General features: G+C 65.6%; 17 protein-coding genes. 11 read left to right on the top strand and 6 right to left on the bottom strand.

Annotated features, from left to right (window positions below):
* Positions 1-100 precede the first annotated feature (100 nt).
* From ACQR0Z_RS23220 to ACQR0Z_RS23200, 5 genes are read left to right on the top strand one after another with little or no spacing between them, the layout of a single operon-like run.
* Positions 101-1459, top strand: a complete 1359-nt coding sequence (locus ACQR0Z_RS23220) for a hypothetical protein (protein ID WP_434920179.1) — start codon at positions 101-103, stop codon at positions 1457-1459.
* A gap of 58 nt (positions 1460-1517) precedes the next feature.
* Complete coding sequence (locus ACQR0Z_RS23215; protein ID WP_434920178.1) at positions 1518-1748, top strand: AbrB/MazE/SpoVT family DNA-binding domain-containing protein; 231 nt, start codon at positions 1518-1520, stop codon at positions 1746-1748.
* Complete coding sequence (locus ACQR0Z_RS23210; protein WP_434920177.1) at positions 1745-2137, top strand: PIN domain-containing protein; 393 nt, start codon at positions 1745-1747, stop codon at positions 2135-2137. The genes ACQR0Z_RS23215 and ACQR0Z_RS23210 overlap by 4 nt, the downstream gene beginning before the upstream one ends.
* Positions 2138-2145: 8 nt before the next feature.
* Positions 2146-3603 carry an N-6 DNA methylase gene (locus tag ACQR0Z_RS23205; RefSeq protein WP_434920176.1) on the top strand — a complete coding sequence of 486 codons (1458 nt, stop codon included), beginning with the start codon at positions 2146-2148 and terminating at the stop codon, positions 3601-3603.
* Complete coding sequence (locus tag ACQR0Z_RS23200; RefSeq protein WP_434879842.1) at positions 3600-3737, top strand: hypothetical protein; 138 nt, start codon at positions 3600-3602, stop codon at positions 3735-3737. Before ACQR0Z_RS23205 ends, ACQR0Z_RS23200 begins: the two co-directional genes overlap by 4 nt.
* A gap of 816 nt (positions 3738-4553) precedes the next feature.
* Here the strand turns inward: ACQR0Z_RS23200 and ACQR0Z_RS23195 are convergent.
* On the bottom strand, positions 4554-5642 hold the full coding sequence (locus ACQR0Z_RS23195; RefSeq protein ID WP_434920175.1) for a COX15/CtaA family protein: 1089 nt from the start codon (positions 5640-5642) through the stop codon (positions 4554-4556).
* A 102-nt stretch (positions 5643-5744) separates the two neighbouring features.
* On the opposite strand from ACQR0Z_RS23195, the gene ACQR0Z_RS23190 reads away from it, so the two are divergent.
* Complete coding sequence (locus ACQR0Z_RS23190) at positions 5745-5963, top strand: DUF2842 domain-containing protein (RefSeq protein ID WP_434859201.1); 219 nt, start codon at positions 5745-5747, stop codon at positions 5961-5963.
* A 13-nt stretch (positions 5964-5976) separates the two neighbouring features.
* Here ACQR0Z_RS23190 and ACQR0Z_RS23185 read toward each other — a convergent pair whose 3' ends face one another.
* Positions 5977-7038, bottom strand: coding sequence for a polysaccharide deacetylase family protein (locus ACQR0Z_RS23185; RefSeq protein ID WP_434879840.1), 1062 nt, complete (start codon positions 7036-7038; stop codon positions 5977-5979).
* Positions 7039-7343: 305 nt separating this feature from the next.
* Here ACQR0Z_RS23185 and ACQR0Z_RS23180 point away from each other — a divergent pair, with 305 nt between their 5' ends.
* Positions 7344-8570, top strand: a complete 1227-nt coding sequence (locus tag ACQR0Z_RS23180; protein ID WP_434920174.1) for a GNAT family N-acetyltransferase — start codon at positions 7344-7346, stop codon at positions 8568-8570.
* Here the strand turns inward: ACQR0Z_RS23180 and ACQR0Z_RS23175 are convergent.
* Positions 8567-10870: a GumC family protein gene (locus ACQR0Z_RS23175; protein WP_434920220.1), complete on the bottom strand. Its 2304-nt coding sequence runs from the start codon at positions 10868-10870 to the stop codon at positions 8567-8569. The genes ACQR0Z_RS23180 and ACQR0Z_RS23175 overlap by 4 nt on opposite strands.
* Positions 10871-11213: 343 nt before the next feature.
* Here ACQR0Z_RS23175 and ACQR0Z_RS23170 point away from each other — a divergent pair, with 343 nt between their 5' ends.
* From ACQR0Z_RS23170 to ACQR0Z_RS23160, 3 genes are all read left to right on the top strand, one after another.
* Positions 11214-12347, top strand: coding sequence for a glycosyltransferase family 4 protein (locus ACQR0Z_RS23170; protein WP_434920173.1), 1134 nt, complete (start codon positions 11214-11216; stop codon positions 12345-12347).
* Between the two features lie 153 nt (positions 12348-12500).
* Positions 12501-14030, top strand: a complete 1530-nt coding sequence (locus tag ACQR0Z_RS23165) for an undecaprenyl-phosphate glucose phosphotransferase (RefSeq protein ID WP_434920172.1) — start codon at positions 12501-12503, stop codon at positions 14028-14030.
* An 87-nt stretch (positions 14031-14117) separates the two neighbouring features.
* On the top strand, positions 14118-15401 hold the full coding sequence (locus ACQR0Z_RS23160; RefSeq protein ID WP_434920171.1) for an O-antigen ligase family protein: 1284 nt from the start codon (positions 14118-14120) through the stop codon (positions 15399-15401).
* Here the strand turns inward: ACQR0Z_RS23160 and ACQR0Z_RS23155 are convergent.
* On the bottom strand, positions 15385-16563 hold the full coding sequence (locus ACQR0Z_RS23155; RefSeq protein WP_434920170.1) for a saccharopine dehydrogenase family protein: 1179 nt from the start codon (positions 16561-16563) through the stop codon (positions 15385-15387). The two genes, ACQR0Z_RS23160 and ACQR0Z_RS23155, sit on opposite strands and share 17 nt — an antisense overlap.
* A 166-nt stretch (positions 16564-16729) precedes the next feature.
* On the bottom strand, positions 16730-17515 hold the full coding sequence (locus tag ACQR0Z_RS23150) for a DUF169 domain-containing protein (protein ID WP_434920169.1): 786 nt from the start codon (positions 17513-17515) through the stop codon (positions 16730-16732).
* Between the two features lie 186 nt (positions 17516-17701).
* Between ACQR0Z_RS23150 and ACQR0Z_RS23145 the strand changes: the two genes are divergently transcribed.
* Positions 17702-19549, top strand: coding sequence for a tetratricopeptide repeat protein (locus tag ACQR0Z_RS23145; RefSeq protein WP_434920168.1), 1848 nt, complete (start codon positions 17702-17704; stop codon positions 19547-19549).
* Here ACQR0Z_RS23145 and ACQR0Z_RS23140 read toward each other — a convergent pair.
* Complete coding sequence (locus ACQR0Z_RS23140) at positions 19546-20334, bottom strand: YdcF family protein (protein WP_434879832.1); 789 nt, start codon at positions 20332-20334, stop codon at positions 19546-19548. The two genes, ACQR0Z_RS23145 and ACQR0Z_RS23140, sit on opposite strands and share 4 nt — an antisense overlap.
* Positions 20335-20423 lie beyond the last annotated feature (89 nt).

Below are 20423 nucleotides of genomic sequence, written 5' to 3'. Positions count from 1 at the left end.
TTTGCCGGCAAATTGGAGCCGGACAAGCATCGGCACTGTCGCGCAGCTACGGGGCGAAAAAGTTAGTCCTGGGTCACATCCCAACCTTAGCTTTGTAGGAATGGACGATATCGAGCCGAACGGGATGCGTGTGATCCAAACACGCCCCTTCAATCTGATGCGGAGTTCGGCAAATCGTTTCGAGCGTGGCGACATTCTATATGGTCGCCTTCGTCCCTATCTCAACAAAACAGCGCTTGCGACGGAGGAAGGGGCCAGCTCAGGCGAGCTTCTGGCCATCGTTCCGCGCCCCGCAGTTGATCCCAAATACCTGCAATACTATCTCCATTCCCGTCACTTCGTGAACAAAGCCATGGGGGTGGTGACGGGAGATCGTCCTCGGATCGACTTTGGAACGATTGCGCAATTTGATCTTCCACTCGCCCCCCTCCCCGAACAACGCCGCATCGTCGCGCGCATCGATGAGCTGTTCGCCGAGATCGCCGCAGGCGAAGCCGCGCTCGCCGACGCGCGCAAGGGCCTCGAAACCTTCCGCCGCGCGCTGCTGAAGGCCGCTGTCACCGGCGAATTGACGAGAGATTGGCGGAAGACCAACTCAGTCGTCGAAACAGGAAGCGATGCTCTCGCTCGGATACGCGAACAACGCGAAGCAGAAATTCCGGTCACGAGCCGTAGCCGCAGCTCCCGAACTCCCAGAACTTCCCCAATTCTCAATCCCAGAACTCTTCCGGATGGGTGGATATGGGCTACCGTCAATGACTTGAAAGCCGACGATCAACGCAACGGCATCTCAATAGCGGGTACGTCATCGCCGCCCGGCGTAAAGGCCCTACGCCTGGACGCCCTGACCCCACGCGGCTTGAACCTCGAGGCAGTTCGGTACATTCCATTGCCTGAGAACCGTGTTGCGGACTATCGCGTAAACGATGGCGATCTACTGATCTCACGCGCCAACGGATCCCCGGAATTAGTTGGTCGCGCGGTGTATGTCGCCAGCATCAACGAAACCGTAGTTTTTCCCGACACCATCATTCGGTATCCGCTAGGATCGGACCCACATACCGGAGAGTGGGTAGAATTGGCTTGGAACAGTCCATTGGGCCGGAGCCAAATACGGCGCCTAGCGAAAACCACCGCTGGCATCCTCAAGATTTCCCAAGAGGACATTGCTCAAATCGCCCTACCGTTGCCTCCGCCCGCCGAAGCCGCTGAAATCCTGCGCCGCGTCTCCGAAGCTCTTTCCGCCGCCAACGACACTCTCGCTCAGCTCGACGCCGAAGCTTCTGACGCGGCGCGCCTGAAGCAGGCCATCCTCAAGGCCGCCTTCGAAGGCAGACTTGTGCCGCAGGATCCCAGGGACGAGCCGGCCAGCGCACTGCTGGCGCGGATAACGGCCGAACGGCCGGCGCAGCCCGTCAAACGCGGCCGCGGCAAGGGTCGGGCTGCAAAGGCGTCTTGAAAGCGCGCTGCGCCCGGCGCATTTTGCGGCTGACACGGATCATCGCCAGGAGGCGGACATGCAGGTCATCAAGGTGGACGACAGTCTTGCGGTGCTGCTGCCCAAGACGCTGGTCGACGAGCTGGGTCTCAAAGAAGGCGACGACGTCAGCGTGCTGTCGATCGCCAAGGACACGATGACTACCCAGAGGGCCGCGACGCGCGCCGAGTTCCTGAAGCAGATCGAGCAGTTGCGCTTTCCCCTCCCCGACGGCTACAAGTTCGACCGCGACGAGGCCAACGAGCGGTGAGCGCGTTCTTCGACAGCAATATCCTGGTTTATGCCTATTCCACGGACCCGCGCCGGGATCGCGCCGTTGATGTGATCGCCGATGGCGGCGTCATCAGCGTCCAGGTCCTGAACGAGTTCACCAACGTGTTGCGGAGGAAGCAGAAGCTCGACTGGCCCACCATCGAGGCTGCGCTGTCGTCCGTCATCTTTCGCTTCCCTGATGCCCGGCCGCTGACCACGGCGACGCACGCTGCGGCCTTTGCGCTCGCCCGCGACCACGGCCTGCAGTTCTATGATGCCCTGATCGTCGCCTCGGCGCTCGAAGCCGGCTGCGAAACGCTCGTCAGCGAAGACCTGCAGCACGGCCGCAGCTTCGGCAGCCTCACCATCGTCAATCCCTTCATGTAAAGACCTTCATGAACCCGCAAACCCTCGTCGCCAAAGTCTGGAATTTCGCGCATGTGCTGCGCGACCAGGGCGTCTCCTATCAGGCCTATATCAGCCAGATTTCCTATCTGCTGTTCCTCAAGATGGACGAGGAGCGGGTCGAGCTGGTCGGCGAAGCCTCGATGCTGCCGAAGGGCGCGCATTGGAGCGACATCAAGGACCTCGCCGGTGAGGAGCTGAGCGGCACATACGCCAAGCTGCTGGAGACGCTGTCGCGCCAGGGCGGCATCATCGGCGCGATCTTCCTGAAGGCGCAGAACGAAATCCAGGACCCGGCGAAGCTGAAGCGGCTGGTCGGCCTGATCGACGGCGAGACCTGGCTCGGCCTCTCCGTCGACGTCAAGGGTAGCATCTATGAAGGGCTGCTCGCCCGCAACGCCGAGGACGTCAAATCCGGCGCCGGACAATACTTCACGCCGCGGCCGCTGATCGAGGCCATCGTCGAGGTGGTCGATCCCAAGCCGCAGCAGACCATCCACGATCCCGCCTGCGGCACCGCCGGCTTCCTGCTCGCCGCCTGGGATCACATGAAGAAGCACGCCAGCGCGCGCGACCGCGGCGTCTATTCGGCGCTGAAGAACAAGTTCTCCGGCGTCGACATCGTCCCCGAGGTGGTGCGCCTCGCCGCGATGAACCTCTATCTGCACGGCATCACCGGCGTCGAGTCGATCGTCGAGGCCAAGGACGCCCTGCTCGGCGCCGGCGGCAGGACCTATGACGTGATCCTGACCAACCCGCCGTTCGGCAAGAAGCAGAGCTACCGCATCGTCCGCGACGACGGCGAGATCGACAGCGAGCGCGACGATTACGACCGGCAGGACTTCTTCGTCACCACCTCGAACAAGCAGCTAAACTTCCTGCAGCACATCATGACCGTGCTGAGCGCCCATGGCGAGGCCGCCGTGGTGCTGCCGGACAATGTGCTGTTCGAAGGCGGCGCCGGCGAAACCATCCGCCGCCGGCTGCTCCAGAACTTCGACTTTCACACCCTGCTGCGGCTGCCGACCGGCATCTTCTACAAGCAGGGCGTCAAGGCCAACGTACTGTTCTTCGACAAGCGCCCACCCTCCGAGCAGGCGGCCACCAAGGATCTGTGGATCTACGACCTCCGCACCAACCAGCGCTTCACCTTGAAGGAGCGGCCGATGGTGCGCGCCGATCTCGATGATTTCGTCGCCTGCTATCACGCCGGCGCGCGCGCCAAGCGCGTAGAAACCGAGAAGTTCAGGCGCTACCCGCTCGCCACCCTGCTCGCCCGCGACAAGGTCAACCTCGACATCTTCTGGCTCAAGGACAATACTCTGGATGATCCCGACCTGCTGCCGCCGCCCGACGAGGTCGCGGCGGAGGTGGTCGAGAGCCTGCAGACTGCGCTGGACCGCTTCCGCAGCGTCGCGAGGGCCCTTGGAGGAGAGTCCAACCCATGAGCGATAACCCATCCGATCTGGCCGAATTCTGGGCCGAACTCGACGCGCTCGGCGCTCGCGATTTTCTGTCGGAGGGAACTCCCGACGATCCCCCGCTCGAGCCTGACCAGCGCGTCTTTTTCGACGAGCAATAGTGTCAGGCGGTTCTGCCATCGCCGTCGGGGCAACCCGTTGCAACTTTGCGCTTGCTTATTTCTGCAAATCAGAATATCGTCACGTTATTCCTGTCCAGCCGAGGGGCGCTTCCGGATCGTCCAGTTGCGTAGGATGGGGAATGCGGTGGATGTGGCGGGCCGTGCGCGGGCGTATGCTGGCGCGGACGAGCGGCCTGTCATGGACGGCGAAATCGCGTGGTCCTGGCGCCCCGACGCTGGCGCTAAGTCTCGTGTCGGTGTTTTCAGCATCGCATGAGGTGACGGGGGCAAGACAGCCCGGTCCCCGGGGAGATCGCGTATAAGCGTTAAAACCATCGCGCAGGGAAGGCCGGGTGTTTCCAGGCCGTACCTGTGGTGACCGCCGCGTGCTTTTTTTGTTGCACGCGGGCCATGGGTGCCGGCCAGGCATCCGGCCTTCCCTGCGCCCTCGCGTGTTCGCGGGGTGAAACGATCGGCATATCTCGGCGTGATCGGCGCGCGAGATTGAGAGCGTTTGTCTTTTGAAATGTTCGTTGAGGGCGAATGACCGCGCGCCATCCTCAGTCGTCATCCCCGCGAAAGCGGGGATCCTGTACGCCGCGGCCCATCGAGGACTCACGACCGTCTCTGGGATACTGGATCGCCCGGTCAAGCCGGGCGATGACACGGAGATGGTGGCACGAGCGCGAACGAGGGCGAAGGTGAAGTGCACTGGCATCTCCACGTCATTGCGAGGAGCGCAGCGACGAAGCAATCCAGAGTCGTGGGCGGGACTCTGGATTGCTTCGCTTCGCTCGCAATGACGGAGGAGAGACTTTACCCCGCCTGTCCTGCGGCCACCGCCGCCTGCGGGACAGCGACCACAGCCACCCGCCGCGGCGACATCCGTTCGGCCTGCAGCACCGCGAACGTCAGCACGATGAGCGCCGTGCCCTGATGCAGCAGCGCCAGCGAGATCGGCACCACCATCAGGAGCGTCGCGATGCCCAGCACCGCCTGCACCAGGATCGCCGCGAGCAGCCGGTGCGCGCCGCGCACCACGGCGCGGCCGGCGCCCGCGCGCATCACGTCGAAGGCGTGCCACGCCGCCAGCGCCAGCAGCGCGTAGGCGGTCATGCGATGCATGAACTGCACCGTCAGGTGGTTCTCGAACAGGTTGAACCACCACGGCGAATGGGCCCACAGATTGGCCACCTTGGGGATCAGGGCGCCGTCGATCTCGGGCCAGGTGTTGTAGACAAGGCCTGCGCGCAAGCCCGCGACCAGCGCACCGAGATAGAGCTGCACGAAGGTGACGCCGACCAGCACCCACGCCGTCAGCCGCAGCCGTGCCGGCACCTCGATCTCGTCGCGCGGCTTGAGCCGCCGCAACGTCCAGACGATCGACGCGAAGATCAGAAGCGCCAGCGACAGATGCGTCGCGAGACGGACCGGCGCCACCTCGGTGCGCTCGGTCAGGCCCGAGGCCACCATCCACCAGCCGACCGCGCCCTGCAGCGCGCCGAGGCCGAAGATCAGCCAGAGACGGCGGCCGAGCGGCCCGGACACGGCGCCGCGCCACAGGAACCACAGGAACGGCAGCAGATAGACCATGCCGATGACGCGGCCGAGCAGCCGATGGCCCCACTCCCACCAGAAGATGGTCTTGAACTCGCGCAGCGTCATGCCGGCATTCATCTGCCGGTACTGCGGGATCCGCTTGTAGGCCTCGAAGGCGTCGGTCCAGGCCTGCTCCGAGAGCGGCGGCAAGGTGCCGGTGACCGGCTTCCATTCGACGATCGAGAGCCCGGATTCGGTCAGCCGCGTCGCGCCGCCGACCAGCACCATCAACGCGATCAGGCCGGCCACGACGGTGAGCCAGATGCGGATCGCGGCGGTGTCTCGGGTAACGGGAACCGTGGTCATGGAGGTTGAACGCTCGATTGAACCTAAGCTGTCAGGCCCTTATAATCCCAGTGAATTCGCGCGCAAGCCGCGCCGCCCCCAACGCAGGCTGACATTCCCGTCATGACGATCCGCACCCGCAAACTGATCGGCGCCCTGGCGCTGCTGCTGCTCGCCTTTGCCTGGTCGATGATGGGCATGGTGCTGGCGCAATTCCCCCTGATTGCCAATTCCGGCTGGATGCAGGCGGTGTATTACGTCGTCGTCGGCATGGGCTGGGTGCTGCCGGCGATGCCGATCGTGAGCTGGATGCTGCGTCCCGATCCGGCGCGGGAAAGCTGATCGACCGGGCTGATCAGCCGAGGTCGAGCTCAGCTGGTGGCGCGAATTTTTGTCGCGGCAGGGTCACCCCGGCCATCAGCACCTTCAACGCCCGCAGCGATCGCGAGCGGCCGTCCCAGGCGATCCGCGGCAGCGTATGCAGATGGGTGCGCCCCTCGCTCTGCACCACGCCGCCGACCGCCGTGGCGGCGCTGACGAAGCCCGCTTGCTCCGCCAGCACGGCGTCGCCGCGGCGGAACGACTGGGGGTCACCGAACGGGTACGCCATGTGCCGGACCGGCCGGCGCAGCGCGGTTTCCAGCACCGCCTTGCCCATCGCGATCTCGCGCTGCGCGTCGGCGTCGCGGAGATGGGCCAGCACGGGGAAATTCACGGTGGCGCTGCCGATCGTGACGTTGGGATCGGCAGCCAGCCTGGCGATGTCGGCCCAATCCATCGACGCCTCACGGCTCAGCGCGGCGAGGTCCACCGAATGGCGCGAGCAGAGATCGCGAATCGCGACCGACAGCTCCGCGGGCGGCAGCTTGCGCAGCCAGCCGAAGAGATAGGCGAACAGCTCGTATTTCTCGGCCGCCTTGAACACGGAGAAGCGCTGCTCGCGATGATCGATGACCAGATTGATGCGCGCCTCGCGCGCGATCACCGCCTCGAGCGCCAGCCACCACGCCTCGCCGAGGCCATCGGGAAAAGCCGTGGGCACATACACCGCGAACGGCACACCGTGGCGGGCCAGCACCGGATAGGCGTGCGTGATCATATCTTTCGACGCGCCGTCGAACGTCAGGCAGGCAAAGCGCCGACTTTCAGGCAGCCGGACCGAGCGATGACAGGCCTCGTCGAGCGAGACGATGTCATAGCCCCATCGCTTCAGCGCGCGGATCACCTGGTCGAGGAAGGCCGGCGTGATCTCGATCTGCTTGAGCGGTTGAAACGCGCCCTTGCGGCGCGGCCGCACGCGCTCGAACCGCAGGATGGCGCCGGCCCCACCCGTGGCACGCGAGGCGATCAGCGCGCGGCCGCTGAAATAGGCCAGTTCGAGCCGGGCGCTCCGCAGCCAGCTGTTGTCCGACGACAATTCCCGCGCCCCTTTCCGAAAACCGACTTGAAACGAAGCCGTCCGTGCCCACCTGATGCTGACAGACCATGGCGCGATCGCGTCATGTTCGCCACCACCGGATTTTTAAGAACATTCCCTCTTAAGATCGGGTGCCGAAAGCCGATTTGAACAGATCTTAGCTGCCCGTCTTTGTTTACTGCCCGTCTTTCCCGATTTGGGACGCGACCATTGCCATTACCTTTTGTTGAGACTTCTTTGCGAGGGTCGGCCGACGCCAAGCAACAAAACTCCAAAATATCATCCAAGACAACGCGAGCTGCGCGATGACCATGGCCGCCGTGATCGAGAGCCGGACGGCGCAGGCGCATCGGCCGATGTCGGACATTGCGCGGATCGAGGTCATCTCCGATCTCGCTCAGGCCGAGCCGGTCTGGCGCGCGCTCGAAGTCCCCGACAACCTCGCAACGCCCTATCAACGCTTCGACCTGCTGGCCGCCTGGCAACGTGAGGTCGGCGTCCACGAGCGTGCAACGCCCTTCATCGTCATCGCCCGCGATGCCGAGAAGCGCCCCCTGATGCTGCTGCCGCTCGCCCTGCGCCAGGTCTTCGGGGTTCGCGTCGCCTCCTTCATGGGCGGCAAGCACAGCACCTTCAACATGCCGCTCCTGGAGCGCGACTTCGCCGCGCGCGCGAGCGCTGCCGACCTCGACATGATGCTGGCGAGCCTGCGCGAGCACGGCTGCGCCGACGTCCTCGCCTTCACGCAACAGCCGAAACACTGGCGCAACCTCGCCAATCCCCTCGCGAGCTGGCCACATCAGTCGTCGGTGAACGACTGTCCCGTGCTGCTGATGCCGCCGGGAGCGGCGCCGACGGCCTTGTTGTCGAACTCGTTTCGCAAGCGCCTCAAGAGCAAGGAAAAGAAGCTGCAGGCGCTGCCCGGCTATCGCTACATGATCGCGCGCAGCGACGCCGAAATCGGCGACCTGCTCGACTGGTTCTTCCGCATCAAGCCGGTCCGCATGGCCGAGCAGAAACTGCCGAACGTGTTCGCCGAGCCCGGCATTGAGGCCTTCATTCGCAACGCCTGCATGGCACAGCTCGGCTGCGGCCATCGCGCGATCGAGATCCACGCACTGCGCTGCGACGCCGAGATCATCGCGATGTTCGCGGGCGTCGCCGACGGCGCACGCTTCTCGATGATGTTCAACACCTACACGCTGTCGGAGAACGCGCGCTGGAGCCCCGGGCTGATCCTGATGCGCTCGATCATCGATCACTACGCGCAGCAGGATTTCCGCGCGCTCGATCTCGGCATCGGCTCTGACGACTACAAGCGGATGTTCTGCAAGGACGACGAGCCGATCTTCGACAGCTATGTCCCGCTCACCGCGCGCGGGCGTCTGGCCGCCAGCAGCATGGCCGCGCTCGGGCGAGCCAAGCATGCCGTCAAGCACAGCCCTGCCCTGTTCCGCCTCGCGCAGCGCCTGCGCGGCGCGATGCAGGGACGCGGCGCCGCGCCGCAGGGCGAAGCCAAGGCCGAGGACTAGGCGGCGACGCCGTGGCGGCCCAGCTGATTGCGGTTGGCGCCGTCGACCGGCGCGTTCAGCATGGTGACGGCGGCAAAGCCGACCTCGCGCAGCTGCTCGCTCATCTGGCTGCGCGCCTCGGCAGGCATGGCCGGATCGGGCACGAGGACGGCCCGCGCGCCTGTCGTCAGCAGCTCGGCCGGCAGGTCGGAGGCGTTGCCGGCGTCGAGCAGCACGTGGTCGTAGACGCGTAGCAGCGCGTCGATCGCGAGCGACAGCCGCGGCGATTGCAGCTGGTTGCGGTCGGCGCCGGGACGGCCGGCATTGACCAGGTGCAGCCGCGAGGCCTGATCCTTGGTGATGATGGACGAGAACGACGCTTCGCCCAGCATCAGCTCGATCAGCCCCGGCGCCGCCGGGTCGACCGAGAGGCCGGCGAGCAGCTGCGGGCTGCCGGCGAGATCGACGAGCACCACGCGGGCCTGTTGGGCCATGGCGCGGGCGAGCGACAGCGCGGTGGTGGTGACACCCGTGGCGCCAGCCGTGCCGAGCACGGTGACCTTGCGGGCCGCCTCGCCCGCGGCGACGAGATCAGCAGCGAGCTGCTCGAGCTCGCCCAGGGGCGGCGGCGGAGCGGCCGGCGCCGGAATCGGCGACGCTGCGGCGGCTGCCGTCGCCTCGGACACGGGTGCAGGAGGAGGAGTTTGAGTGATGGCAGGCGACGCCACCGCGACGGACTCGACCACGGTCGGCGCGGGCCTCGCCGAAACGGCCGGCGCGGCCATCACCGGCTCGACGCGGGCCATCGGCGCGGCGGTGAGGACCACGGTCGTCATCTGCGTGCTGGCCGCCGTGCGCGGCGCGGTCAGGCGCAGCAGCTCACCGGTGATCACCACACCCGAGGTCAGCATCAAGGTCGCCAGCGTCGCGATCAGCACGATCGGCAGCTTCTTCGGATAGGCCGGCGTGTTGGACACCACCGCCCGCGAAATGATCCGCCCCTCCGCCGGCGGCGTGTCGAGCGACACGCGGGTGTCGGCCTCGCGATACTTGGCGAGATACGATTCGAGGAGGTCGCGCTGCGCCTTCGCATCCCGCTCCAGCGCCCGCAGCTGGACATCCTGGCTGTTGGTGGAGGACGCCTGCTTCTTCGCCTGATCGAGGCTCTGGGTCAGCATCTGCACCCGCCCCTCGGCGATGCGGGCGTCGCTGTCGAGCGAGCGCGAAATCTTCCCCGCCTCGTCGCGAATCTGGCGATCGAGATCCGCCAGTTGGGCCTTGAGCTCCTTGATGCGCGGGTGGTTGTCGAGCAGCGTCGACGACTGCTCGGCAAGCTGCGCGCGCAGGTTCACGCGCTGCTCGGACAGCCGCCGCATCAGCTCGGAATTGAGCACCTCGGAGGCTTCGATCGGCTGACCGCTCTGCAGCATCTCCCGGATCAGCCGCGCCTTGGTCTCGGCATCGGACTTCAGCGCCCGGGCATTGTTCAGCTGGGTGTTGACCTCGCCCATCTGCTGGTTGGACAACGAGGTGTTGTTGGTGCCCATGAACGAGTTCGACTTGGACCGGAAGTCCTCGACGCGGGACTCCGCCTCCTCCACCTTCTTGCGCAGGCTCTGGATCTCTCCGGCAAGCCACTGGCTCGCCGATTTCGCCTGCGCCTGGCGGGCATTCTGCTGCAGGACGAGATATCCGTCCGCGATCGCGTTGGCCACCTGCGCGGCGAGCGCAGGATCCTGCGACTGGAATTCGACGACGAGCACGCGAGATTTATCCACCGCATAGACCGTCAAACGCTCGTAATAGGCATCCATCACGCGCTCTTCCGGCGTCATCGCGAGCGGATCCCGGACCAGCCCCATCATCGCGGCGACCGACTTCAGCGGCGACACGCCGCGCAGCACGGAATCGAACTCCGGCAGTTCGCTGAGCTTGTTCTTGCGGATGATGTCCCGGGCCAGATCGCGCGACAGCACCAGTTGCACCTGGCTGGTGACCGCCTCGGCATCGAGCGCCGTCCGCTCCTCGGTGCGCTCGCCGTTCGGGCGCACGAACACGTTCTCGCGGCCATCGATCAGGATGCGCGCTTCGGACTTGTAGCGCGGCGTGATCATGTTGACGGCCGTGACCGCGAGGCCCAAGGCGAGCAGCGTCGGCAGGACAATGAAAACACGCTTCCGCGCCAATGCGCGACCGATCAGTCTGATATCCAGATCGCCCGACGCATCAGGCTCGGCCGAAGCCGGCACGCTCACGACCGGACGGGCCGACGCTTCGTCAACCTGCTGCTTCTTGCCGGCACGCCAGAACGCCAACCGCATCATCCACTCCCGCGAGACCAACGCCACGCCGCCACCCTACGTGGTAGGATTACACTCCATTAAGGTTGCTGACGGGTTAATCCCGGACTTGCAGCCAGTTGAGGATCATTACCGCCTCTCGCCCATCTTATCAGGAGACGTTTTGCGCCAGATCGTCACAATGTCGCAGTGCGCAGCCGCCACGTCAGACTTTGTTAACCATCACTCCCTTATCGAGTGAACAGCCACCAAGAGTCAGCGACGAGAGGCGCCCGTGCTTCCTCACTCCGCCAGTCGTCAGATCAGTTCGCGCAGCAGCGCCTGGCACCAGCTTGGTCAAACAGCCGATGCGGCCGAGTGCGATATGGCGCCTTCGCCGGACAAGCCTCTGAGGATTCTTCACGCGGTCAGAGCGCCGGTCGGCGGCATTTTCCGGCACATTCTCGACCTCGCCAACGGCCAAGTCGATCGCGGGCACCAAGTCGGGATCATCGCTGACAGCCTCACCGGCGGCGAACGCGCTGACGCCGCGCTCGCACAGATCGCTCCCCGTCTGGCTCTCGGCGTCCATCGCATCGCCATTCACCGGGAGCCGTGGCCGACCGACGTCGTTGCGCTCCGTCATTTTCACCGGTTGGCGCGCAGCCTCAGCCCCGACGTTCTCCACGGCCATGGCGCCAAGGCCGGCGCCTTCGTGCGCATGTTGCCGCGCCGGTCCGGGACCATCCGCATCTACACGCCGCATGGCGGCTCCCTGCACTATCCGCGCAACACGCTCAAGGGCGCGCTCTACGGCCGGCTCGAACGAGCGCTGATGAACCGGACGGACCTGTTCCTGTTCGAGAGCATCTTTGCCCGCGACACCTATGAGCGCATGATCGGCCATCCCCAGGGGCTGGTGCATTGCGTTTTCAATGGCGTCACCGCCGGCGAGTTCGATCCGGTGACGCCCGCGGACGACCAGACCGATCTCGCCTATGTCGGGGAATTCAGACACATCAAGGGAACGGATCTGCTGATCGACGCCCTTGCGCAATTGCACGCGCGTGGCCGGCCGTTGACGCTGACTCTGGGCGGGGATGGCGAAGAGACTGCGCGGTTGAAGGCCCAGGTCGAGCGGCTCGGTCTCACATCCGTGGTGCGTTTCATCGGGCACGTGAGAGCTCGCGACGGCTTTTCCAAGGGACGCCTGCTCGTGGTTCCGTCGCGCGGCGACTCGATGCCGTATGTGGTGATCGAAGCCGGAGCCGCCGGCGTTCCGATGATTGCGGCCCGGGTCGGCGGGATCCCGGAGATCTTCGGCCCGAACAACGAGTCGCTGTTCATGCCGGGCAACGCCATGGCGCTTGCGGACGCGATCGAAGCCGCCATCGCCGATCCGGCGACGGTGCAATTGCGCGCCAAGGCGTTGCGAGAGCGCGTCTTCCAGCACTTCTCGCAGAAGGCCATGGTCGAGGGCGTTCTCGACAGCTACCGCGAAGCATTTACCAAGACCTGACGTCATTTACCAACGCTAACAGTTTCTTCCGAATTGCCCTCTAATCCCGCCGGTGGGGAATTTCCTCCGGCGCCATTGGCGCTTACATGACCAAAAATACTAACAAACATAATCCGGGCTTGTACGACTGTGGAACCGATCAACGCTCGCTCGATGTTGGATGCTGCCGCGGCCACGGCCGCCTCGACGACGGCTACGGGACAGCCAGCCGTTGAACGTCGCCGCCGCCTGTCGCCCGCGGCGCTGGCCGTCGCCAACCAGAAGGTACTTCGCGCCTATTCTCCGATCGTGCTGGCCGGCATCGTCCGGATCACCGATTTCGCGTTGCTGAGCTTTGTCGGCAGCGCCGTCTATTTCGGGTATGTGGTTCCGCTCAGCGGCTTCCATTGGGAGTATCTCGCCGCGATCATCGGGCTGGCGGTGAGCGCGGTGGTCTGTTTTCAGGCCGCCGACATCTACCAAGTTCAGATCTTCCGCGCCCAGGTGCGGCAGATGACCCGGATGATCTCCTCCTACTGCTTCGTCTTCCTGCTGTTCATCGGCCTCTCGTTCTTCGCCAAGATCGGCAGCGAGGTCTCGCGCCTGTGGCTTGCGGCCTTCTTCTTCGTCGGCCTGGGCGCGCTGATCGCAAGCCGCGTAGTGCTGCGCAGCCTGATCCGCAGCTGGGCCAAACAGGGGCGGCTGGATCGCCGTACCATCATCGTCGGCGCCGACCAGAGCGGCGAAGGCCTGGTTCGTGCCTTGAAGGCTCAGGACGACTCCGAGATCGAGATCCTCGGTGTGTTCGACGACCGCAACGATTCCCGCTCGCTCGAGACCTGTGCCGGCGCGCCGAAGCTCGGCAAGGTCGACGACATCGTCGAATTTGCCCGCCGTACCCGCGTCGATCTCGTGTTGTTTGCGCTGCCGATCTCGGCGGAGACTCGCATCCTGGACATGCTGAAGAAGCTGTGGGTGCTGCCGGTCGACATCCGCCTGTCCGCTCATACCAACAAGTTGCGCTTCCGGCCGCGTTCCTATTCCTATCTCGGCGCGGTCCCGACGCTCGACGTCTTCGAAGCTCCCATCACCGACTGGGACCTGGTGATGAAATGGCTGTTCGACCGTCTCGTCGGCGGCCTGATCCTGCTGCTCGCACTGCCGGTGATGGCGCTGGTCGCGCTCGCGATCAAGCTCGACAGTCCCGGGCCGGTGCTGTTCCGGCAGAAGCGGTTCGGCTTCAACAATGAGCGCATCGACGTCTTCAAGTTCCGCTCGCTCTATCATCACCAGGCCGATCCCACAGCCTCCAAGGTCGTCACCAAGAACGATCCGCGCGTCACCCGCGTGGGCCGCTTCATCCGCAAGACCAGCCTCGACGAGCTGCCGCAGCTGTTCAACGTCGTTTTCAAGGGCAACCTGTCGCTCGTCGGTCCGAGGCCGCATGCCGTGCAAGGCAAGCTGCAGAACCGGATGTTCGACGAGGCCGTCGACGGCTACTTCGCCCGCCACCGCGTCAAGCCGGGGATCACCGGATGGGCGCAGATCAACGGCTGGCGCGGCGAGATCGACAACGAGGAGAAGATCCAGAAGCGCGTAGAGTTCGACCTCTATTACATCGAGAACTGGTCCGTGCTGTTCGATCTCTATATCCTCTTGAAGACGCCGCTGGCGCTGATGACCAAGAGCGAGAACGCCTATTGAGTTCGGGGATCCGGAGCGGGCGTGCGCCCGCTTCGTACATGGAGTTGGCTGGTCCCGCCGCGTACCGCGTATGAGTGTGAGTTGGTGATGGCGTACACGGCGTCCGCCGGAGAGTTCGCGTTGAGGCCGACCGCCCCTGCGGGCGTGGTGGCCCTGCAGCGCGCGCTCGTCTGGCTGATCGGAGCCTCCGGCGCGATCGTCTTCATCGAACCCAGCCCCTACGAACTCGTCACGCTGGCCTCCGCTGCGGTGTTCATCGCGACGGGTATCAGGCTGCGCGCCGTGTTTCTGCCCCTCCTCCTGCTCCTGTTCCTGGTCAATCTCGGTTACACGATCAGCGCGGTACCGCTGCTCGACGATTCCAAGATCGCGACCTGGATCGCGACGTCCTGGTATATGGCGGTCACGGCGATGCTGCTGGCGATGGTGACCGCCGAAGACACCGCGGCGCGGCTCGACATGCTGCGCCGGGGCCTCGTGATGGGCGGGGCAATCGCGGGCCTCGCCGGCGTCGCCGGCTACTTCCATCTCGTGCCCGGCGGCTACGATCTCCTTACCCTGTATGGACGCGCGCGCGGCACGTTCAAGGACCCGAACGTGCTCGGCGCGTTCCTCATCCTGCCGGCGCTGCTCGCGCTGCAGAACATCGTCACGGCCCGGCTCGCGGCCACCTTGCGCGCCAGCTTCGCGTTCGGCGCCATCTCGCTCGCCATCCTGCTCGCCTTTTCGCGGGCAGCCTGGGGCGGCCTCGTGCTCACCGCGGCCTTCATGCTGGTGATGATGGTGCTCACCAGCCAGACGCGGGGCGAGCGGTCCCGCATCATTCTCATGACCCTTGCCGCCGCGGCGGCAGGCGTCGTCCTGGTCGGCGTTCTCCTCTCCATCGACTCCATCGCCGACATGTTCAAGCAGCGGGCGAGCTTCGACCAGAGCTACGACGAAGGCCGTTTCGGACGCTTCGGCCGCCACATCCTGGGTGCCGACATGGCGCTCGACCTGCCGTTCGGGATCGGGCCGCTGCAGTTTCACAACTACTTCCCCGAGGACACCCACAATTCCTATCTGAACGCCTTCATGTCGGGCGGCTGGCTGTCCGGCATCTGCTATCCCGCGCTGGTGTTCACCACCGTCATTCTCGGCTTCCACTATCTGTTCGTACGCGTGCCGTGGCAGCGTACCTACATCGCTGTCTTCTCCGCCTTCCTCGGCACCGTCGGCGAGAGCTTCATCATCGACACCGACCACTGGCGGCACTTCTTCCTGATGCTCGGAACGATGTGGGGCATGATCGCCGCCACCCGCGCCCACCAGGCCGCGAGCCGATCCGCAGCGACCGGCTCGCCTCTGCTGTCGATCAATCCTCCGCCGTGAACGTCAGGCCGGCATTGTCGACCAGCCGCTTGATCAGGCTGTCCTGCAGCGCCGCGCCCGGGGTCCAGAAGCCGCCCTTGACGCTGGTACCGTCGCGCAGCAGCCCGATGGCGCATTCGCTGATCATCTTCGAGGTCGAGCCGTAGCCGGGGTCGCGGTTGCCCTTTACCGTGGCGCGCACCTGCCGCCCGTCGGGCGCGATCGCGACGAACATCAGGTTGTAGTAGCCGTTGTCGCGCTCTTCCTTGGAGGGGCCCTCGCCCGGCTTCGGCGCGTTCGGACCTGTCTTCTCGGAATTGGCCGCCATCACCTTCTTGGCGTTGGCCTCGCCCTTCTCGCCCGCCCCGGTCAGCACCATCTCGTCATAGATGAAGTCCTGGCCGTAGGGGAAACCCATCAGCATGTTGGAACGGTGAACGTTGCGGGTGTTGATCAGCGCCATCATGAAAGGCGCCGCCCAGGATTGCAGATCCTCCTCATAGAGCGGCTTGTTGCCGGGCGGCTGCTTCGGGCCCTTGAAACCCGGCGTCAGTGCAAAGAAATCCTTCAGGATCGACACCAGGCTGAGATCCTGGGCCACCGCATCGAACGTCGCCTTGGCACTGGCCGCGGTGCCGCCCGACAGGGTGCCGCTCATGCCGCGGACGCGGCCCTTGACGCGGGCGGCCGGCGCGCCGAGCACCTTCTTCGCCTGCTGCTGCACGAAGTAGACGCCGAGCTCGAACGGCACGGAATCGAAGCCGCAGGAGAACACGATGCGGGCGCCGCTCTTTTCCGCGGTCGCCTGATGCTTGTCGATCATCTGCCGCATCCACACCGGCTCGCCGCAGAGATCCACGTAGTCCGTGCCGGTCTCGGCGCAGAGAGCGACGAGTTCGTTGCCGTAGAGCTGATAGGGACCGACCGTGGTCAGCACCAGCCTGGTCTGCGCGACCATTGCCTTCAGTGACTCGAGATTGGACGCATCGGCAGCGATCAACGGCGTGTCGGCCGGCGCGCCGATCTCGTCGCGGACGGCGGCGAGCTTGTCCAGGCTGCGACCGGCCATCGCCCAGCGCAGCGAGCCATCGCCGCGATATTGCGTGGCAAGATACTCGGCCACGAGCTTGCCCGTGAAGCCGGTGGCGCCGTAGACGACGAGGTCGAATTTGGATGACGTCATTCTTGTGTCCTAGAAATCGATGCGGATCAGTTTCTCCGTCATTGCGAGGAGCCAACGGGTCCGCGCTAAGCGCGGCCCGATGACAGGCTCCGCGACGAAGCAATCCAGAGTCCCGACCCGGCCCCTGGATTGCTTCGCTGCGCTCGCAATGACCGAGCGTGAGGGTCTACTTTTTTCCATACGACACGCCCATGCCCGCGCGCACGTCGTTCTGGATGCCGTAAGGCGCGATCGGGTAGCGCAGGCCGTTCCTGGCGAGCTGCTTCATGCCGGCGATCGCCTTGGCGAGGTCTGCGGGCTTGAGCGCCATCAGCATCTCCTCGTCCGGCACGCCGCCATAGCGGCGCTCGGCGAAGCATGGCAGCGACAGGCTCGGCTCGCCGGTCTTCAGCGCGCGGCCCCAGGAATCGGCGCAGGCGGTCTCGCCGACGACGCCCCATTCGAACTTCTTGTAGCCGACGTATTGCAGGCCGTTGATCAGGATGATCATCTGGCCGGGGGTCGCGTAGACGAGACAGATATCCGGCGGATCGAGCCGGCCGCTCGCCAGCGGGCTCACCGCCATGGCCTGGTAGCGGCCGAACGGCACCACGTCGAGCGCCTCCTGCCGCTTGCGCGCATCCTCCGCGGTCCCGTGCCAGACGCCGACATAGCCCTCGCCCTTGAGCCATGTCTCGTCCTGCGGCCCCAGTCCGATCACGGCGCGGCATTGCGCGCCGACGAGATCGTCGCCGGTGATCCCCACCGTCCAGCCGAGCCGTGCGGCCATGCTGACGATCTGATCGGTGGTGTGCACCGCGCTAGGCCGGCGGATCTTCTCCACCGCCTCCATCTCCTCGACGCGGGCGAACATCTTGATGCCGATCACGGTCGTCTTCAGCCGCAGCAGGGCGTTGAGGTCGGCGACCATGGCCGCGAGGTCCAGCCTGTCGGCCGCATCAGGCTGTTGCATGGGGTGTTCCCTCCTCGCCGCGCGGACTGTCGCTGCCGTGCGTGGTTCAGCTTCGCGGCGCTTGTTAGACCCTCGCCCGCCGCGATGCCAGCCCTTCCGCCTCCCCGGCTCGCCTCCCGTACCATGATCCTTCTCGATCCCCCAGGAATCACTTATGAATTTCCTCTCCTCAGACAGGATCATGCGATGAGCCGCAGCGACCGGAAGAAAGGCGCCACGGGCGCGACGGCCGGCCCCGGCGCAACGCCCGTCCTGTCGCCGGCGGCGCTCTATGAGGCCGGCCTGCACCATCTCGGCGGCGGGCGGCTGCTCGACGCGCAAATGTGCTGCGAGCAGGCTTTGACGGCCGACCCGAACCATGCCGACAGCCTCGCGCTGATGGGCATCATCGCGCTGCAAAGCGGGCAGCACGACCACGCGGTGGCGTGGTTCTCGCGCGCCATCCGGCAGACGCCGAAGATCGACTATCTCACCAGCCTCGGCTTCACGTTGAAACAGATGGGCCGGCTCGACGACGCGCTCGCGGTGTTCGACAAGGCGATCCAGCTCAAGCCCGATGATGCCGAATTGTGGAAGCACATGGGCGGCGTTCTGCTGGCGCAGAATCGCGGCGCCGAGGCGCTGCTGAGCTATCAGCACGCGCTCACCATCGATCCCGCCCATCGGGACGCGGCGTGGCAGAGCGGACTGCTGCTGCAACAGCAGGGGCGCCATGACGAGGCGGTGCGAGCCTTTACCGTCTGCCTGAACAAGCAGCCGGACGACCTGGCGGCGCTGCAGATGCGCGCCCGCTCGCTTCGGGAACTCAAGCGCTACGATGACTATCTGGCGGATTGCGAGCGCGCCCAAATGCTCGCACCGGCCGATCCGCTCGCCAGCAACAATCTCGGCGATGCGCTGGCCTGCCTGCGCCGCCATGACCAGGCGCTGGCGTGGTTCGATCGGGCGCTGGGGCTGCGGCCCGGCTTCGCCGACGTGCTGTTCAACAAGGGCTTTGCGCTGTCGCAAGCGCTGCGCTTCGAGGACGCAGCCGCCGTGTATCGCGAAATCCTCGCGGCCGAGCCTGACAATGCGAAGGCGGCCTGGCATCTCGCCCATATCGAGCTGCAATGCGGTGACTACGCAGCTGGCTGGGCCCGCCGCGAAGCGCGCTGGGCCATGCCGGACTTCTCGCCGGACTATCCGCGCTTCGCGCAGCCGAAATGGCTGGGGAAAGAGGATATTTCGGGCAAGACTCTCCTGATCGAGGAGGATGAAGGCTTCGGCGACAATATCCAGTTCGCGCGCTATCTGCCGATGGTCGCAGCCCGCGGCGCCAAGGTGATCCTCGTGGTGCGCGAGCCGCTCCGGCGGCTGATGAGCGGCATAGAGGGTGTCTCGCAGTGCCTTGCCTTCGCGCCGGACCTGCAGCGGCCGGGCTTCGACATGCATTGCCCGGTCATGAGCCTGCCGCTCGCCTTCGGCACCACGCTGGAGACCATTCCGCCGCCCAGCTATCTGCCGCCTCCCCTGGCCGACCGCATCGCGGCCTGGGAACAGCGGCTGGGCTCGCGCGACCGGCTGCGCGTCGGCCTCGTCTGGTCCGGCAATCCGCATCAGGCCAACGATGCCAACCGCTCGATGCCGCTGTCGACGCTGCTGCCGCTGCTGGAGATCGAGGCTGACTTCATCAGCCTGCAGAAGGAGCTGCGGCCGGCGGACAAGGCGCTGCTCGCACAGCAGGACCGCATCCGCGACGTCACCGCCGATCTCACCGACTTCGCCGAGACGGCCGCCCTGATGTCCTGTCTCGATGTGATCGTGACGGTCTGCACCAGCGCCGCGCATCTCGCCGCCACGCTCGGACGGCCGACCTGGATCATGCTGCCGCACGTCGCCGACTGGCGCTGGCTGAGGGATCGCGACGACAGCCCGTGGTATCCGAGCGCGCGGCTGTTCCGCCAGGACGCCAGCTGCCGCTTCGAGCCGGTGGTCGCGCGCGTGCGCGGCGAGCTGGCGGCGAAGGCGGCCGGCCTGAAGAGGACGACCGCTTAGGTCGGTCCGGGAAACAGCTCGTCGGTGCGGCCGCGCAGGCGGTAGGCCAAGAGGCCGACCCATTCGCGCACGGCGATGTCGGCACGGCGCAGGCCGAGCAGCGAGACGCCGTCGACATCGAGCACGCGGCCGACGCGCCAATCCACCGGATAGGGCTCGACCGGAAAGCCGGCTTTCCGGAACAGCCCGACCGAGCGCGGCATGTGGTAGGCCGAGGTCACCAGCAGCCAGCGCTCGCCCGGCTTGGGCGAGATCATCGCCTTGGAGAAGATCGCATTCTCGTAGGTGTTGCGCGACTGCCGCTCCAGCAGCAGCCGCTCCTTGGGCACGCCGAGGCTCTCCAGGATCTCGGCGCCGACATCGGCCTCCTTCGCCTCGGTCGCGATCAGGTTGGCGCTGCCGCCGGTGAACAGCACGCGCGCATTCGGATAGCGCCGCGCCAGCACGGCCGCCTGGATCACCCGGTCGGCGCCCGCCACGGTTACCGGCATGCCGTAGATGACCGAGAGATCGGAATCGACCGGACCGCCGAGCACGATGATGCCGTCGGGGGCGCCCTTGGCCGGATCCCATTTCGGAAACCGGCTCTCCAGCGGATACAACATCAGGCTGCCGAGCGGCGTCAGGCCGACGATGGCCAGCAGCAGCATCGCCGAGACCACGAGCCTGCGGCCGAGCACGGCGAACCGCGTCGGCATCAGGACGATGCCGATGAGGCCGAGCGCGATCATGAAATTGGTCGGCAGCGCCAGCAGGCCGAGCGTCTTGGACAGGACGAAGAACATTCCGGGCTCCGGCGCGGGGTGAGATCGTATGGCCGCCCTCATACACGACAGCCGCCATGCGTCGCCATCTCTCCGCGAACGCGATCGGA

It is taken from the genome of Bradyrhizobium sp. HKCCYLS3077, assembly GCF_051167555.1.
GTDB lineage: Bacteria > Pseudomonadota > Alphaproteobacteria > Rhizobiales > Xanthobacteraceae > Bradyrhizobium.
This window is presented reverse-complemented; position numbering and strand designations above follow the sequence as displayed.

What these genes read in the sequence shown, in the direction of transcription:
- ACQR0Z_RS23170 (WP_434920173.1), top strand. Translation starts at nt 11,214, where the DNA reads ATGGCGCCTTCGCCGGACAAGCCTCTGAGGATTCTTCACGCGGTCAGA.
- ACQR0Z_RS23150 (WP_434920169.1), bottom strand. Translation starts at nt 17,515, where the DNA reads ATGCAACAGCCTGATGCGGCCGACAGGCTGGACCTCGCGGCCATGGTC.
- ACQR0Z_RS23205 (WP_434920176.1), top strand. Translation starts at nt 2,146, where the DNA reads ATGAACCCGCAAACCCTCGTCGCCAAAGTCTGGAATTTCGCGCATGTG.
- ACQR0Z_RS23180 (WP_434920174.1), top strand. Translation starts at nt 7,344, where the DNA reads ATGACCATGGCCGCCGTGATCGAGAGCCGGACGGCGCAGGCGCATCGG.
- ACQR0Z_RS23145 (WP_434920168.1), top strand. Translation starts at nt 17,702, where the DNA reads ATGAGCCGCAGCGACCGGAAGAAAGGCGCCACGGGCGCGACGGCCGGC.
- ACQR0Z_RS23215 (WP_434920178.1), top strand. Translation starts at nt 1,518, where the DNA reads ATGCAGGTCATCAAGGTGGACGACAGTCTTGCGGTGCTGCTGCCCAAG.
- ACQR0Z_RS23200 (WP_434879842.1), top strand. Translation starts at nt 3,600, where the DNA reads ATGAGCGATAACCCATCCGATCTGGCCGAATTCTGGGCCGAACTCGAC.
- ACQR0Z_RS23140 (WP_434879832.1), bottom strand. Translation starts at nt 20,334, where the DNA reads ATGTTCTTCGTCCTGTCCAAGACGCTCGGCCTGCTGGCGCTGCCGACC.
- ACQR0Z_RS23165 (WP_434920172.1), top strand. Translation starts at nt 12,501, where the DNA reads ATGTTGGATGCTGCCGCGGCCACGGCCGCCTCGACGACGGCTACGGGA.
- ACQR0Z_RS23175 (WP_434920220.1), bottom strand. Translation starts at nt 10,870, where the DNA reads ATGCGGTTGGCGTTCTGGCGTGCCGGCAAGAAGCAGCAGGTTGACGAA.
- ACQR0Z_RS23160 (WP_434920171.1), top strand. Translation starts at nt 14,118, where the DNA reads ATGGCGTACACGGCGTCCGCCGGAGAGTTCGCGTTGAGGCCGACCGCC.
- ACQR0Z_RS23195 (WP_434920175.1), bottom strand. Translation starts at nt 5,642, where the DNA reads ATGACCACGGTTCCCGTTACCCGAGACACCGCCGCGATCCGCATCTGG.
- ACQR0Z_RS23190 (WP_434859201.1), top strand. Translation starts at nt 5,745, where the DNA reads ATGACGATCCGCACCCGCAAACTGATCGGCGCCCTGGCGCTGCTGCTG.
- ACQR0Z_RS23220 (WP_434920179.1), top strand. Translation starts at nt 101, where the DNA reads ATGGACGATATCGAGCCGAACGGGATGCGTGTGATCCAAACACGCCCC.
- ACQR0Z_RS23155 (WP_434920170.1), bottom strand. Translation starts at nt 16,563, where the DNA reads ATGACGTCATCCAAATTCGACCTCGTCGTCTACGGCGCCACCGGCTTC.